Annotated in this window: 14 protein-coding genes; 8 read left to right on the plus strand and 6 right to left on the minus strand. The window is 51.9% G+C overall.

Features of this window, described 5'->3' with window-relative positions; all coding sequences use genetic code 11:
• Positions 1-26 precede the first annotated feature (26 nt).
• Together SIB74_RS03285 and SIB74_RS03290 are read left to right on the plus strand one after the other, a co-directional pair.
• Positions 27-1,427, plus strand: a complete 1,401-nt coding sequence (locus SIB74_RS03285; protein ID WP_063395431.1) for a lysine decarboxylase — start codon at positions 27-29, stop codon at positions 1,425-1,427.
• A gap of 19 nt (positions 1,428-1,446) precedes the next feature.
• Complete coding sequence (locus SIB74_RS03290) at positions 1,447-2,361, plus strand: phosphatidate cytidylyltransferase (RefSeq protein ID WP_063395449.1); 915 nt, start codon at positions 1,447-1,449, stop codon at positions 2,359-2,361.
• Positions 2,362-2,366: 5 nt separating this feature from the next.
• On the opposite strand, the gene SIB74_RS03295 is transcribed toward SIB74_RS03290, so the two are convergent.
• The 5 genes from SIB74_RS03295 to SIB74_RS03315 form a co-directional block, all read right to left on the minus strand.
• Positions 2,367-3,011, minus strand: a complete 645-nt coding sequence (locus SIB74_RS03295; protein ID WP_063395430.1) for a DUF2993 domain-containing protein — start codon at positions 3,009-3,011, stop codon at positions 2,367-2,369.
• 2 nt (positions 3,012-3,013) lie between these two features.
• Positions 3,014-3,913 carry an alpha/beta fold hydrolase gene (locus SIB74_RS03300; protein ID WP_063395448.1) on the minus strand — a complete coding sequence of 300 codons (900 nt, stop codon included), beginning with the start codon at positions 3,911-3,913 and terminating at the stop codon, positions 3,014-3,016.
• Between the two features lie 14 nt (positions 3,914-3,927).
• Positions 3,928-5,088, minus strand: coding sequence for an iron-containing alcohol dehydrogenase family protein (locus SIB74_RS03305; protein ID WP_063395429.1), 1,161 nt, complete (start codon positions 5,086-5,088; stop codon positions 3,928-3,930).
• Positions 5,089-5,104: 16 nt separating this feature from the next.
• Positions 5,105-7,684: an ATP-dependent Clp protease ATP-binding subunit gene (locus SIB74_RS03310; RefSeq protein ID WP_063395428.1), complete on the minus strand. Its 2,580-nt coding sequence runs from the start codon at positions 7,682-7,684 to the stop codon at positions 5,105-5,107.
• A gap of 175 nt (positions 7,685-7,859) precedes the next feature.
• Positions 7,860-8,345, minus strand: coding sequence for a GNAT family N-acetyltransferase (locus SIB74_RS03315; RefSeq protein ID WP_063395427.1), 486 nt, complete (start codon positions 8,343-8,345; stop codon positions 7,860-7,862).
• 69 nt (positions 8,346-8,414) lie between these two features.
• Here SIB74_RS03315 and lysA point away from each other — a divergent pair, with 69 nt between their 5' ends.
• From lysA to SIB74_RS03340, 5 genes are read left to right on the plus strand one after another with little or no spacing between them, the layout of a single operon-like run.
• Positions 8,415-9,809: a diaminopimelate decarboxylase gene (lysA, locus tag SIB74_RS03320; RefSeq protein ID WP_063395426.1), complete on the plus strand. Its 1,395-nt coding sequence runs from the start codon at positions 8,415-8,417 to the stop codon at positions 9,807-9,809.
• Positions 9,806-10,687 (plus strand): diadenylate cyclase CdaA, encoded by an 882-nt coding sequence (cdaA, locus tag SIB74_RS03325; RefSeq protein ID WP_063395447.1) that lies wholly within the window; start codon positions 9,806-9,808, stop codon positions 10,685-10,687. Before lysA ends, cdaA begins: the two co-directional genes overlap by 4 nt.
• Positions 10,684-11,481 (plus strand): isoprenyl transferase, encoded by a 798-nt coding sequence (locus SIB74_RS03330; RefSeq protein WP_063395425.1) that lies wholly within the window; start codon positions 10,684-10,686, stop codon positions 11,479-11,481. The genes cdaA and SIB74_RS03330 overlap by 4 nt, the downstream gene beginning before the upstream one ends.
• A gap of 20 nt (positions 11,482-11,501) precedes the next feature.
• Positions 11,502-12,509: a biotin synthase BioB gene (gene bioB, locus SIB74_RS03335; protein WP_063395446.1), complete on the plus strand. Its 1,008-nt coding sequence runs from the start codon at positions 11,502-11,504 to the stop codon at positions 12,507-12,509.
• Positions 12,506-13,438, plus strand: a complete 933-nt coding sequence (locus SIB74_RS03340; protein ID WP_063395424.1) for a rhodanese-related sulfurtransferase — start codon at positions 12,506-12,508, stop codon at positions 13,436-13,438. The genes bioB and SIB74_RS03340 overlap by 4 nt, the downstream gene beginning before the upstream one ends.
• A 394-nt stretch (positions 13,439-13,832) precedes the next feature.
• Here SIB74_RS03340 and SIB74_RS03345 read toward each other — a convergent pair whose 3' ends face one another.
• Complete coding sequence (locus SIB74_RS03345; RefSeq protein ID WP_063395423.1) at positions 13,833-14,270, minus strand: hypothetical protein; 438 nt, start codon at positions 14,268-14,270, stop codon at positions 13,833-13,835.
• A 361-nt stretch (positions 14,271-14,631) separates the two neighbouring features.
• On the opposite strand from SIB74_RS03345, the gene SIB74_RS03350 reads away from it, so the two are divergent.
• On the plus strand, positions 14,632-15,864 hold the full coding sequence (locus SIB74_RS03350) for a glycoside hydrolase family 10 protein (protein ID WP_063395445.1): 1,233 nt from the start codon (positions 14,632-14,634) through the stop codon (positions 15,862-15,864).

Raw genomic sequence — 15,864 nt, forward strand, 5'->3', positions numbered from 1 at the left:
GACTTTAGAAACGGCGATTCACCTTCATGGGCTTTCTTCCCCTGTTGACTCGCGACCGTGGTCGCAGCTTGCATCTCCCCGCTCATGGTCGTGGGGCTGGCTTGCCTGATGATCTGCGTGCAATGTTGCGCCATCGAGCTGGCATCTGGGATCTGCCGGAACTTCCTGAGTTGGGTGGGCCATTGATGCAGCAGGGGGCGGTGGCAGAGAGTCAAAGGCAGGCAGCGATTGCTATCGGGGCTGAGCGGGGGTGGTATGGCGTCAATGGCGCGACAGGCCTCTTGCAGGCTGCTCTCTTGGCAATAGCAAGGCCTGGTCAGGCTGTGTTGATGCCTCGCAATGTCCATCGCAGCCTCATTCAGGCTTGTGTTTTGGGCGATCTCACGCCTGTCTTGTTTGACCTGCCTTTCATGGTTGATCGGGGTCATGTGTTGCCCCCTGATGGACCTTGGTTGAAGGACGTTTTGAATGAACTTCCCATCGCTGGTGTTGAGATTGCTGCAGCTGTGTTGGTGCATCCCACTTATCAGGGCTATGCGACGGATCTCAAGCCCATGGTTGTTGAGCTTCATTCTCGGGGTTGGCCGGTATTAGTGGATGAGGCTCATGGTGCTCATTTCGCTAGTCGGGTGGATGCATCTTTGCCTGATTCTGCGATCACAGCAGGTGCTGACTTAATCGTCCACTCATTGCACAAATCTGCTGCCGGTTTGACTCAGACGGCAGTGCTTTGGAGCCAAGGGGATCGCGTTGATCCCAAGGCTGTCGAGCGCAGTCTCGGCTGGTTGCAAACCACCAGTCCAAGCGCACTCTTGCTGGCTTCTTGTGAAGCGTCGCTGAGTGACTTGTGCAAGCCTGCAGGCTTGCACAAGCTGGGAACGCGCCTCAAGGATGCTCGCGAATTGGCGGTTCAACTTCGTCAGTTGGGATTGCCTTTGCTTGAAAACCAGGATCCCTTGCGGCTGATTTTGCACACCGCTGAAGAGGGTATCAGCGGACTTGAAGCAGATGCTTGGCTGATGGCCAGGGGGCTGGTGGGCGAACTTCCAGAACCAGGCTGCCTAACGTTCTGTCTTGGCTTGGCGCCCCAGCGTGGATTGGTCAGGCTGATGCATCGTCGCTGGCGGGGACTCCTTGCCGCCAAAGGTAAGGGCCTCCCTTTGCCAGTTTTTACGCCCCCGCCACTGCCGCGCATTACAGCACCAGCAATGGCTTGCGGCTTGGCTTGGCGCGCTCAAAGTCGGAGAGTGTCGATTGCTGATGCGGTAGGGAGAGTCGCGGCGGAGTTAATCTGTCCCTATCCTCCAGGGATTCCCTTGCTAGTGCCAGGTGAGAAGCTGGATCACAGACGTGTGGACTGGCTTTTAGAGCAGCAGAACCTTTGGCCCGAGCAGATAGCTGGTACGGTAAAAGTTCTGGCCTTGTAAGACCATCAATGGTGTGGGCGTGAGAGCAGAGGCCTTTCGATGGAGATTGGTTGCAGCCGGATCTTCCAGCCAGCGGATTAGCAGTGGTCTGGCTGCCGGAGCCTTCGGTTTGGTGGTGGTTGCTTTAGGGGGTTGGTGGTTCACGGTTGGTTTGGGTGTGATCGTGCACCTTGCTTTGCTTGAGTTTTTCCGCATGGCGAAGTTCACCGGAATCAGGCCGGCGACGAAAACGACTCTTGTGGCCTGTCAGTTGTTGCTGATCAGTACACAGTGGGGAGTGGTTGGCGGCTTGCCATCTGATCTTGCTGCGGCAGTGCTGCCTCTCTCTGGAGCAGCCATTTGCGGTTGGTTGTTGCTTCAGCCGATCACCGGCTCCATTGCCGATATCGCCGCCTCGATCTTTGGGTTGTTTTACTTGGGGTTTTTACCCAGTCATTGGTTGCGATTGCGCAATTTGAGTGCTCTCGATCTTGCTCCTGGGCTGGGTCAGCTTCCTGGCTGGTGTGCAGGCTGGTTGACTTCTGGGATGGCGATCACTTTGGTGGCTTGCTTGATGATCGTCGCTAGTGATATTGGCTCTTATGAATTGGGACGTCGTTTTGGACGCCTACCTTTATCTTCTATTTCGCCTGGCAAGACTGTGGAAGGTGCTGTCGGAGGCCTGTTTTGCGCAATGACTATAGGGGCAGTCGCTGGTGAGCTTTTGGCTTGGCCATTGGGGTTTTTGCTGGGCGTGCTGCTTGGAGTTTTGGTTGCATTATTTGCGCTGGTTGGAGACCTGATCGAGTCGATGATGAAACGAGATGCGGGTCTTAAGGATTCTGGTGATGCGCTGCCTGGTCATGGCGGCATCCTTGATCGCATTGATAGCTATCTCTTCACTCCTGCAGTGGTGTATTACGCAGTAACGCTGATCCTGCCTGTAATGAGTTAATGCGATCAGGGTGTTACTGATGCGCGACCCTTGAGGTGAAGTTGTCCACCGTTCAGAACGGCTTCTTCAATGTGAATAGCCGGGTCCATGGGTAGTGAAGCTTCTAAATCCACATCCTGGTGTCTAATCAGCACGGTTCCTTGATCCGCTCTGATTAGAAAACGTCGTCTTGCCGGTTCTTGTTGACCAATCACTTGAGCCTGTAATTCCAAGGTGTCGTTGTTGATTTGAAGTCCTCCAAGAGGCGTTATGCCAATGAGCTCTTCTGCTAGCCAATCGCCAAGCCATCTCCATGGATCTGATAGCAGGACCTGATTGAGGTCTTTGTCCGTGATTGATACAGTGCCCTGAAGATCGAAGCTTTGCTCGAGAGTCACAGCCTGGGCTGATTTGCCGAGGTTCATTTTCAGCCTGAGGGGGCCGCTTTTTAATTCGGCGTAATGCAATGGCAGGCCTTGAAAGATCACCTCCTTGGCCATGAGACTGACTCCTGAAAGACGACCTCTCAATAGCTCGAGAGCAGATCCGTGCAGTTCCAGCTTCAGTTCACCAACGGCATCGCATTGTCGGCGGACCCAAATCTTTAGACCATTGGCGAGGAGTTGCAGTAAAGGGCCCGTACTGGTGGTGGTGGATGAAGGATCTCCCATGGCTAGGACAAAGCTTGAAGCCAGCGTTGGGCGACAATCTTGGGATGGTCGAGGTGTGGTAAATGGCCGCAGTTGTCAAGTTCTTCCACGTGAGACCCCAGCAGGGTGAGGGCTTCCCGTCTCTGAGGTCCATTTAGAATACGGTCGTTGGCACCCCAGATCACATGAAGTGGTTGTTGGGGTAGCGGTGTTCCGCAATTGGCGATACCTCCACTGCGGGCAAAGGCAGCTAGTGATCTCCTCCAGCCTGATACCTGTAGATGAAGGGAAGCGATTTGTTCCTCAGCATCTCCGACTGAGTTTTTGGGATCAGCGAAGGCTTGTCGGCAGATGCTGCGTCGCACGGCCGGTTGACTAAGGATCCATGCGCCCAGTTGATCTAGGCCTGGAGGGATAGGTTTTGGCCGTCCTGTTAATCCTGCAGGCGAAAGTAAGAGCAAGCGGTTGATTTGATTTGGATGACGTCGAGCAATCTCCATGGCAATAGCACCTCCCATTGATGCTCCGATGACTCCCACTGGAGACTTAGAGGGCAGATGGGCTAGCAGTTCATCGAGGTGACGGATGAGCGCCTCTTGTCCATAGTCAGATTCAGGGGGACGTGGAGAGAAGCCAAAACCATACAAATCCGGAATCACAAGCTGATGGTGAGGGCTTAATAACGGCGCTAGGCGTCGGAATTCAAGGAAGCTGCTATCAAACCCATGCAGCAGCAGCACTGGAGCCCCCTCGCCAGTGATGGCTACTGGGTAGGACTCAGGCTCTGAAGTCGAGCATGGGACAAGCCCCGGTAAAGACCACCACTGAACTTGATTGGCCAGGTCACGGGCTAATGGATCCAGAAGTTGTGGTGTGAGCTGACGTAAAAGGGTCTCTGACGAGGCGATTGTTTGGGCTGCCATTACAGTTTTGAGGTTCAAGAGGCTGCCATTCGCTTGCTGACTGTGGATTCGACGGGGATCGGGCCATTGTCGCTAGCGCCAAGGAGTGCTTCGAGTAGGGCGCTGGAATTGACGGGAAAAGGCAGTTGGTATAGGTCAGAGCCTTTTTGACAGGCAAATTGGCAGACCTCATGCAGCTCGTGAAGACTCAAATTCGATAGGCCCAGATCCTCAAGATTTACAGGCAGATCAAGCCCTTTGAGGAATGGAATCAGCTGCCGCCTTGCTTGTCCGGCCAGTTGATGGCCTCCAATAATCTCCTCAAGACGCAACTGTACGAGAATCCCGTAACCCACCTTTTCTCCATGAAGGACCTCATGGCAATCTTTTAATTGCGTGAGTGCGTTGTGTACCGCGTGGGCAGCGGCAGTACGGCAGCGAGAACCACCAATCCCTCCGATCAGCCCTGCAGTTAGTGCGCAGGCTTCGGCAACCCTGATCCAGGCCAGACTGTTTTGATCTTTCAGCGCTTCAGGCCCATCAAGCAGCAGCTGATCGCGCAAGACCCTTGCCATCTGCACAGCTTGTTGAATCAAGCCATCGTTGCTGGAGCCACTGCTGACAGACGCTTCGTACCACTTGGCGATTGCATCTGCGATGCCGCTTGCGAGAGTCCGGGGAGGAGCCTGACGCACGAGACCATGATCAAAGATCATCAGATCTGGACATCGAGCCAGAACTTGATCGCGTTGAAAAGCACCTGTTGGTGAATAGATATTGGCGAGGGCGGTCCAACCGGCACAGGTGGCTGCGCTAAGTGGAACTGTGATGCATGGGATGCCTAGCCGATGGGCCAAAAGCTTCCCGGCATCTAGCACCTTGCCCCCACCGGCGGCAATCACACCGTCGCAGGAGTTGTACAAGGCAAGAGCATTGATTCGCTTGAGATCCATCTCGCAACAATCGTGCTTGAGCTCAGCAGACACTGTGTTGAGTCCAAGGCTGTTGAGGTTGTTGAGTAATCCCTGGCGTAACTCAGCCGTGGCGAAGCTGCGTCCAAGAAGTAAAGGTGAGCGGCAAATCGAGGCAATGAGTTGATGGCTTTCTTCCCAAGCCCTTTCTCCCCTAACAACCTTTGCGGGGGCGATGGAGTGAGAGCAGTGAGAGACCTCCTCAGGCAAATTGTTTTTGTTCATTGATGTTGGAGAGGTGTCAGACGCCTGCTCCAGCGAGTTCCGGTGTGGCAGTAGTTTTGCTCACATGGCGTACAACGATTTGCTTGTTGTCATCCACGTCCATCTCCGCAGCATCACCGTCCTTGATGCGGCCAGTAAGCACTTCCTCGGCAAGACTGTCTTCCATGAGTCGCATGACAGCCCTTCGCAGCGGCCTCGCTCCATAAGAGGGGTTGTATCCCTCTTCCACTAGTCGCTCTTTGAATGCATCTGAAACAGTGAGAGTGATCCCTTTGTCTTGCATACGAGAGAACACTTCTTTGAGCATGATCTCAGCGATTTCTTTCACCTCATCTCTGCTGAGTTGGCGGAAGACGATAATTTCATCGAGACGGTTCAGAAATTCAGGACGGAAGTATTGTTTTAGTTCTTCGTTGACCAGGGATTTGATCCGGTTGTATTGACTTTCTTCTGCATTTTCACCTGAGAATTCGAAGCCAAGTCCTCCGCCTCCTTTCTCAATAACTTTTGAACCGATATTCGAAGTCATAATGATCAAGGTGTTCTTGAAGTCCACTGTTCTTCCTTTGGAGTCAGTTAGTCGACCATCTTCCAATAATTGAAGCAGCAGGTTAAAAACATCTGGGTGTGCCTTCTCGATTTCGTCGAAGAGCACAACGGTATAAGGTCTGCGACGAACAGCTTCGGTGAGTTGTCCCCCTTCGTTGAACCCCACATAACCAGGAGGTGATCCGATCAGCTTGCTGACCGTATGTCGCTCCATGAATTCCGACATGTCTAGTCGGATCATGGCTTCTTCGCTACCAAAGAAGTAGGTGGCGAGAGCTTTGGTGAGTTCGGTTTTGCCGACGCCCGTAGGGCCTGAAAAGATGAAACTGGCAATGGGGCGATTGGGGTTTTTGAGGCCCACCCTGGCTCGACGGATGGCTTTCGAGACTGCTTTGACGGCTTCATCTTGGCCAATCAGCCTCTGGTGGAGGGTTTCCTCCATGTTTAGGAGCTTCACTGATTCGCTTTCGGTGAGCTTTTGTACAGGTACTCCGGTCCAAGCCGCCACGATGTTGGCAATATCTTCTTCTGTCACCAGTGGTGTGGTGAGATGAGGAATTGATGCAGCTGTTGTGTCTTTTTCAGGTTGAGGTGTTGGAGTCTCATCGCTGGAACTAACAGCATTTTCTGCTTCAGCGGGGGGCGATTCCTCGCTGTCTTGGCGACTGCTTTGAAGCAGAGTGCGGATCTTTTCTCTTAGCTCAACTTCTTTTTCACGTAATTCCCCGGCTTTGGCGAAGTCCTGATCACGAACGGCATCTTCTTTTTCCTTTTGAACCTTGCGTAATTCTTTGTCAACCTCTTTTGCCGCAGGGGGAAGTTTGGAGTTAAGCAAACGCACACGGCTGCCAGCTTCATCGATTAAGTCGATGGCCTTATCCGGCAGGAAGCGGTCAGAGATATAGCGATCGCCTAGGTTTGCGGCGGCATCTAGGGCTTCGTCTGTGATTTTTAGGCGGTGATGCTGTTCGTAGCGCTCCCTTAATCCTTGCAGGATCTCAATGGTTTCAGCGATCGATGGCTCGCCAACCATGACCGGCTGAAATCGGCGTTCTAGGGCAGCATCCCGTTCGATGTGTTTTCGATATTCGTCAAGAGTGGTGGCACCAATGCACTGCAGCTCTCCTCTAGCTAGCGCTGGTTTGAGAATGTTGGCGGCATCGATTGCACCTTCTGCAGCACCTGCTCCAATCAGTGTGTGCACTTCATCGATGACCAGGATCACGTTGCCTGCTGATTTGATCTCTTCCATGATCTTTTTGAGCCGTTCTTCAAACTCTCCCCGGTATTTGGTTCCAGCAACTAGCAGACCGATGTCGAGGGTTAGAACCCTCTTCTCTTCAAGGATGTCGGGAATATCTCCCTGTTGGATGCGTTGAGCGAGGCCTTCAGCAATTGCTGTTTTTCCAACTCCAGGCTCTCCAATCAGTACAGGGTTGTTCTTTGTGCGTCTTCCGAGGATCTGAATAACACGATCGATTTCATTTTGTCGCCCGACAACAGGGTCAAGCTTGGATTCATTGGCTAGCTGGGTCAGGTTGCTGCCGAATTCATCAAGTGTGGCTGTCTTCGTTGAGCCTTTGCCTCCACCTCCGCCTGCAGTGACCTCGGCGGTTTCTCCGAGCATGCGGATTACTTGGGTGCGCACCTTTGCTAGGTCTACACCAAGGTTTTCGAGTACTCGGGCTGCTACACCCTCACCTTCTCGGATGAGACCAAGCAGTAAATGTTCTGTGCCGATGTAATTGTGGCCAAGTTGTCGGGCTTCTTCTAGAGAAAGTTCCAGTACGCGCTTTGCTCTGGGTGTGAAGGGGATTTCTACGGCTACGAAGCCTGAACCACGGCCAATGATCTTTTCAACTTCAACGCGGGCGTCTTTAAGGTTCACGCTCATTGACTTGAGAACCTTCGCTGCCACACCTGTGCCCTCACCGATCAATCCCAAAAGAATCTGCTCGGTGCCCACGAAATTATGACCAAGGCGCCGGGCCTCTTCCTGGGCCAGCATGATCACCTTGATGGCCTTCTCGGTAAACCGCTCGAACATGGTCCGGGGCACGTGAATCTATCTCTAACTTATCAGGGTTGGTGTTGGAATGTGAGCTGTTAGATTATTTGGGCTAGTCCCTTTACTGCAAGGGAGTTAGAGGTTTCAATAGTAACAACAAAGTAGCTAAGATGTTTGTCTTCGTTGTATTTTCCGGACGGTAATCCGTACTTATTCAAATCTTTTGTCTTGGCTCAGCCTTCTTCTCTAAGCTTCGCCACTGAATCAGAGCATCTTGGCCGTTGCTGTAATAGTGATGACGACATCCTGCTGTCTTGAATCCGCAGCTTTCGTAAAGCCCTCTGGCCGCCGAATTGTTTCTGGCAACTTCGAGTGTGGCGTGGATGGCTCCAGTTAGTTGCCCTTGCTCGAGCAACTTTGATAGCAGCAGACGGGCTAGGCCCTTTCTGCGATGTTGAGGATGAACGCCTATTGCGGTGAGATGAAGTTCGTCTACCACTAGCCAGCCACAGGCCAAAGCAAGCAGTGTTGAAGACTTGAGCACTCCCATGCAGAGACTGCGGGAATCGATCAATTCCTGAATCCATTGCTGTTTGCTCCAGAGTCCATTGAGTGCGAGTTGATTCAGCTCCATGCACCCATTGATCTGTTCCGGCCCTAGATGGATGACTTCCATTGCTGGGATGTCGTGCTTCAACATGCCTAACCCCCTCCTTGGGGGGATTGATCCCTACATTGATCCCTCTAACTAATTTCCTCGTCCATCGCCATGATTTCATCCAGCCCCTATGAGCCTGGGCGGGATCTCCTTAGCCCCAATTGCAACCTCGCGCCGATTACAACCGAACTTGATGCGCAATCACGCTTGATCGTAGGAGGCTGTCAACTGAGCGAATTGGCTGAGTGCTATGGCACCCCTCTCTATGTGCTTGATGAAGCCACTTTGAGGGCAGCTTGTCAGTCTTACCGTGGGGCATTGCAGCGTCACTATCCAGGCCCATCTCTTCCTATCTATGCCTCTAAGGCCAATAGCTCATTGATGATGAGCAGCCTGGTGGCTTCAGAAGGTTTTGGGCTGGATGTGGTCTCAGCAGGTGAGTTGCTTACCGCTTTGAAGGGAGGTGTGCCAGGCGATTGCATTGTGCTTCATGGCAACAACAAATCTGATCAGGAGCTGCTGCTTGCCTATCGCAATGGCGTCACAATCGTTGCTGATAATCAGCATGATCTAGATCGCCTCTCACAACTGGTGCCGGTTGGGGCAGATCCTGCAAACTTGATGTTGCGTTTCACTCCGGGCATCGAATGCCATACCCATGAGTACATCCGCACCGGCCATCTTGATAGCAAGTTTGGTTTTGATCCAGATCAGCTTGAATCGGTTCTGAATCAGTTACTCGGCTGTCGCTGGGCACGGTTAACGGGACTCCACGCTCATATTGGATCGCAGATCTTTGAATTGGAACCTCATCAGGATCTGGCAGATGTGATGGCTGGTGCTCTGCAACTGGCTAGGCGCCTGGGGCATCCAGTCATGGATCTCAACGTTGGAGGAGGCCTAGGTGTCAGATATGTCAGCTCTGATGATCCACCTTCAATTGACAACTGGGTCAAGGTGGTTGCCGAGGCAGTGAATCAAGCCTGTCGTTCTCGCAACCTGGATTTGCCCCGGTTGATGTGTGAGCCGGGTCGCTCTCTGGTCGCTGCTGCCGGAGTCACCCTTTATCGGGTTGGATCACGCAAGACCATCCCAGGGCTGCGCACCTATCTTTCTGTCGATGGAGGCATGAGTGACAACCCCCGCCCAATCACGTATCAATCTCTCTATACGGCTTGCCTTGCTGACCGCCCTTTGGCCTCGCCAGACGAGACGATCACTCTGGTTGGCAAGCATTGTGAATCTGGGGACGTTCTGCTTAAGGACCTTGCCTTGCCATATGCCAGCAGTGGAGAAGTCTTGGTCGTGTTTGCGACAGGGGCTTACAACGTCTCAATGAGTTCTAACTACAACCGCATCCCACGACCTGCAGCGGTACTTGTTCATTCAGGCCACTCGGAGTTGGTGCAGAGGCGGGAGCAGCAAGAAGATCTTCTGCGATATGACGTGATGCCGGAACGATTTGTAGCGTTAGGCTTAGGGGGCAAGGATGGGGAGTGGGAGTGAACTTGTGGGGGGTGGTAGATCCGCGCCTGCTTGATGTTTTGTTTGCTTCGGCCCTTGGCGTCTTGCTTTTTTCTAGGGTCAATGAGCGGCGCACCCTTTGGTTGTTGAGGGGTTACCTCTTTTTGGTTGCCTTGGCCTGGTTTGTGCAGCGCTTTGAAAATCTTCCGCTCACTTCAAAGTTGGTGGATGCGCTGGTTTTGGCTTGTTCTTTGTCATTAGCGATCCTTTGGCAGGGGGAACTGAGACGTTTGATGGAATTACTGGGAACAGGTCGCCTGGCCGTTCTCCTTGGCAATCCTCAGAACGAGCTACGGGCCACCGCGAGCACCGTTGCCCAGCTGACTGAGGCGGCTGGACGCTTATCTCAGAGCCGCCGTGGAGCATTGGTTGTTGTTGATATGGGTAGTGATCTTCGTCCAGAAGACTTCCTTAACCCTGGTGTGCTTATTGATGCCCAGCTAAGTAGTGAGTTGCTGCTGAATCTTTTTGCATCTGATACGCCCCTCCATGACGGGGCAGTACTTGTGAAGGGGAATCGGATCGTTTCTGCTGGTGTCATTCTGCCTCTCTCGCGGCAGGGCATCAGCCGTTATGGCACGAGACATTTAGCAGCCTTGGGGATAACAGAACGTTTTGACCGCTGTATTTGTGTGGTGGTTTCCGAAGAGACTGGAACATTGTCCCTTGCAAATCAGGGCCGGCTTGAACGGCCCATCACCAGTAGTCGTCTGCAGGATTTGCTTAAGGAGTTGATCGCTTCTTCATCAGGAGCAGCGGCGACAAAGGGTGCCTCTAGTCCAGTCAAAGCTTCGGCTGTTGCTACACAAGCTTCATCCAGGCTTAGCGTGAGCAGCTCTAGTGAGGAACCACTCCCGTGAGCCGCCGTTCGGCCACCAGTTCAGACCATCCAAAGGTCTGTGCATGTCCCTCGGGGCTTGATCCCTATCGGCTACCTAACCATGTGGCTGTGATTATGGATGGGAATGGACGCTGGGCCAAGGCCAGGGGCCTGCCTAGGATGGTTGGCCATCGCGCTGGCGTAGAAGCTCTCAAGAGAACCCTTCGTCTTTGCAGTGACTGGGGCATTGGCGCCCTTACGGCTTATGCCTTTTCTACGGAGAATTGGTCTCGCCCTGGAGATGAGGTGAATTTCTTGATGACTCTGTTTGAGCGTGTGCTTCAGAGAGAGTTGGAGTCACTTGAGCGTGAAAAGGTACGGATTCGTTTCCTGGGAGACCTTGAGGGTCTCCCATCAGGTCTGCAGGAGTTGATCAGTGAGGCCACCGAGCTCACTGTTCGGAACACTGGCATTCACTTCAATGTTTGTACCAATTACGGTGGTCGACGTGAACTGGTTCTGGCGGCACAGAAACTTGCACAACGCGCTGCAAGAGGGGACCTTGATCCAACTTTGATTGATGAGAACAGTTTCGAGGCTGAGTTGCTCACGGCTGGTGAGGTTGATCCAGACCTTCTGATCCGCACTAGTGGTGAGCGACGGATCAGTAATTTTCTGCTCTGGCAACTCGCCTATGCAGAAATTCACGTCACCGATGTGTGCTGGCCTGATTTTGATGAAGTAGCTTTGACAAAAGCTCTTTTTGATTACCAGTCACGCTGTCGTCGTTTCGGTGGTTTGGATCCAATCGCAGCGAATCATCTGGGATCTTGACCGTTGGCTTCAGTCGTTCCATGACCGTGCTTATTGCCAAGGATCACACCTTTGAACCCGTTGTTCATCGTTATGACTGGACAGTGGATGAGGTGCAGGAACTATTGGAGCGACCACTTATGGACTTGCTCTGGCAGGCCCAGCTTGTGCATCGGACGGCAAATCCTGGCTACCGGGTTCAGCTGGCTTCTTTGCTCAGCGTGAAGACGGGAGGATGCCAGGAGGACTGCGCTTATTGCCCCCAGTCCATGCACAACAGTAGTGATGTTGAAGGGCAGCCCGATCTAGTGGTTCAGATCCAAACAGTGCTTGAGCGCGCACGGGCCGCCAAAGATGCTGGTGCGGATCGCTTCTGCATGGGATGGGCTTGGCGGGAGATCAGAGATGGTGCCCAGTTTGAAGCCATGCTTGCGATGGTGAGTGGTGTACGGGAGTTGGGACTAGAGGCCTGTGTTACTGCCGGCATGCTGACTGAAAAGCAGGCTTCTCGGTTGGCAGATGCGGGATTGACTGCCTACAACCACAATCTCGATACCAGTCCTGAGTACTACGACCAGATCATCACAACGCGCACATACCAGGAGCGAATCGAAACCCTTCAGAAGGTTCGTTCAGCTGGCATCACGCTTTGCTGTGGGGGCATCATCGGGATGGGGGAATCAACGCTGGATCGAGCCTCTCTTCTTTGTGTACTAGCCAATATCAACCCTCATCCTGAGAGTGTTCCTATTAATGGTCTGGTGGCAGTGGAGGGCACGCCATTGCAGGACCTCCCTGCGGTGGATCCTTTAGAGATGGTGCGCATGGTTGCGACGGCTCGAATTCTGATGCCTCGCAGTCGTGTGCGTCTAAGCGCAGGGCGTGAGCAGCTGGGCCGAGAGGCTCAGATCCTTTGTCTCCAAGCGGGAGCTGATTCGATCTTTTACGGCGATAGTTTGCTAACTACCAGCAATCCTGATGTAAAAACTGATCGCGAACTTCTCTCTCAGGCAGGAGTTCATGCGAATTGGGAGGAGAGTGACGAATGAATCTGCAAGATGATCAGACCTCTGCAGATCTATTTCAGGTAGCGACTTTCTATTCCTTTACTGCTTGGCCTGAGGTCACTATTGCCTGCTTATTGCAGGATCTGCTGAGCCTTGGGGATGAACATCAACTGATGGGAACTGTTCTGTTAGCAGAGGAAGGGGTGAATGGAACGATATGTGGATCGGTTGATGGTGTTAGAGCTTTGCTTGAGAGGTTAGAACGCGATTTGATCGATGGTTTGTTTGAGCTGAAAATTAGCTGGACGCCTGAGCAGGCTTTTCGTCGCTTCAAGGTTCGCCGTAAGGCAGAGATTGTGACCATGGGTCTTGCCGGGCTGAATCCATCAAAGACGGTGGGGACTTATGTGGACGCTCATGAATGGAATGATCTAATTGATGATCCAGATACTCTCTTGATCGATACGCGAAATGACTATGAGATTGCGATTGGGGAATTTAAAGGAGCAATAAACCCCCAAATGAACTGCTTCCGCGACTTTCCTGCTTGGGTTGAACAGCAGTTGCGTTCAATGGTTAAAGCACAACCTTCAGCACGAATAGCCATGTATTGCACAGGTGGCATTCGCTGTGAGAAGGCTACGTCTTATCTGATTGAGAAGGGCTTTACTAACGTCCATCATCTTCGTGGTGGCATTCTTCGTTATTTTGAGGAGGTATCCCAAGCTGAAAGTCGCTGGCAAGGAGAGTGTTTTGTTTTTGATCAACGTGTGGCTTTGAATCATCAGCTTTCACCTGGTGTTCATCGTCTTTGTCATGCCTGTGGAATGCCCCTCACCCCTGAGGATCAGGCGATGAATAGTTATCGACCTGGTGTTCAGTGTCGCCACTGCGTGGATCAATTTAGTGATACGGACCGTATTCGTTTTGCTGAAAGACAACGGCAGATGGAACACAGTTCTAGGAAGTAAACAACACAGCCATGAAGAAAGCGTGTCTGTATGTTTTTTTAGTTAGAGATTTGCTAAGTTTAGGCCAAGAACAGTTGAACATCTCTAAGCAGGCTTTCCAGTAATCTGACTCTTGCTGAAGTGAAGTTTTTTGGGTACACTCACGAAGGAATGCTAGTTAAATGGATGCATGAATAGTTGGTTTTGTTCGAGCAATTAATCTTGCAAGGTTGAATGAATCGCTTGCTTGCTTTGATTAGAGAAGTCTGATCAGAGACTCAGTATTTTCCTGTCGGAAAGTCTTCGTGGAAAGGGAAGTGGCTTGTATGGCTCCAACTCTCATGGATTTCAGAGAGTTGGAGCTATGCAAGTATAACTGATCTAAAGCAGTAAACAAGAAGCCAATTCTGAGGCTTTAAACTTGATTTGATCTCAGCTTAGGTCCAATTCTTTGATTGTTTGCTCTGCCTTTGCGATGGCCATGTTTAAGGTGTGATTGCATAGGCTCTAGCCCCATGCTCTTTAGGGTGGCATTGATCTTTTTGCGGCGTTGCTCTTTTAAGGCTCTATGAGATTGCCGTCCTTTTTGTTTACAGTTTCGAAAAGCTTCTGGTGTTTGGGCAGCATCAATACAGTTCTGGGAAGCGTTGATGATGGCAATCCGATTGTCTGCGCTACTTAGTTCCCATTCTTTGCGGGCCTCAAAAAGCTTCTGTTGCTGAGCTTCGCTAAGTTTGGCTCCAAAACTTTGGCCACCTTTGTTGGCGTCAGCATCGCGGACGACAAAGGCCGAACCAGCAAGGGCAAAACAAGGAATCAGCCAAAGGGCTTTGGAACGTATGGAAAAGTTCATCGAGTACTCCAAAAGTTGACCTTTTTATCTTGCGCGTATGCACATGGAAAAATCTGACCAGAAGCACTGCAAAGCATGACTAAGTTTGACCGTGGTCTTCAGGTAGACCTTTGCCCATAGGCCAGACAAAAACACGTGTTGCGATCAATGCCTTTTGGATTGTCCGTTGGTCTGAGTGTTAGCAAGGATATGTAGGGGCTCAATAACGATTAAGTGCGATTGGTTTCGTTCTTTCATCTCTTTTGCTTCTTTGCTAGCAAGCAGGCTATTTATGCTCATCTTTCAGTACTAGATACCTTTCTAAAACTTCAACCCTTCTCCACGCTTTGCTTAAATCCTGTTTTTGGTTGAATCTCGCGTCATGCCAAGAAATATGCCATGCCCTGATAACACGATGCCATCACTCAGCTTTTGCTGGCGCTATCCCTACTTGAGAGTGTTAGTGGTTGTGTTGTTGATGACTTCTCAACCATGCGCAATTTCAGCGCAGGCATCAACTTCCCCATCAGTGGCCCAATCAAGCTTGCGTCATTTAAGTGATCAGTTGCCGATTGTTGGTGTTTGGATGACCAATAGTCCGAGCCCTCTTTATTACAGCCGTAACTTGATGCATAAGGCGGTGAAAGATCTCTATCGCGCAGGCTTTACGGCGCTTTATCTCAATGTTTGGAGTCGGGGGTCCACCTTCCATCGCAGCAACTATGCCCCTGTAGAAGGGCCCCTTCAGAAAGCAGGTTTGGCTCTCGACCCTATTTGCACCCTGAGTAGAGAAGGTCATGCCCGCGGCATGAAGGTGGTGCCATGGTTTGAATACGGGCTGATGGAGCCTGATGACGCAGAGGTGGTTAAGCTTCATCCCGACTGGGTTCTTGCCAGAGCTGATGGCAACCCAGTTGTGAAGATGCATGGGAATCACCAGCGGGTTTGGCTTAATCCAGCCCATCCAGAGGTTCGTGCGCGATTCATTGGCGTAGTGATTGAGGTCATGAAGCGCTGCAAGATGGATGGCGTTCAGCTTGATGATCATTTTGCTTGGCCGGTGCAGCTTGGTTATGACCCTTACACCGTGGCTCTTTATCAACAAGAAACCGGCTCCTCTCCGCCCCGGGACTACAGCGACCGCTTTTGGATGCAATGGAGAAGGCGGAAACTGACCGGTTTGCTTAGAGAACTGAGGCAAGCATTGGAGAAGGAAAAGCTACCTGTCAACATCAGCCTTGCCCCTGGGCCTTTCAGGTTTGCTTACAACAACTGGCTTCAAGACTGGGAGCTTTGGACTGTAGGCAAATTGATAGACGAGTTGGTTGTGCAGAACTACGCCTACTCACTGAAGGGATTTGCGAAGGATCTCGACCAGCCGGCCTTACGCAAAGCACCTCAATTGGGTGTCCCTGTGCATATTGGCGTGTTAGCAGGATTCGGCAAACGCACCACGCCCATGCCGATTTTGGCTGAAAAGGTTCGAATGGCAGCTGAGCGCGGCCATGGAGTGATTTATTTTTATTGGGAGGGGCTCTGGGGACAGCACGCTGGGATAGAGGGTGGAATTCAGCGCCTCAGGCAGTTCAAGCAATTGCATGAGAAGAAAAACTAG

The sequence above is a fragment of the Prochlorococcus sp. MIT 1306 genome, assembly GCF_047304515.1.
Lineage (GTDB): Bacteria > Cyanobacteriota > Cyanobacteriia > PCC-6307 > Cyanobiaceae > Prochlorococcus > Prochlorococcus marinus_D.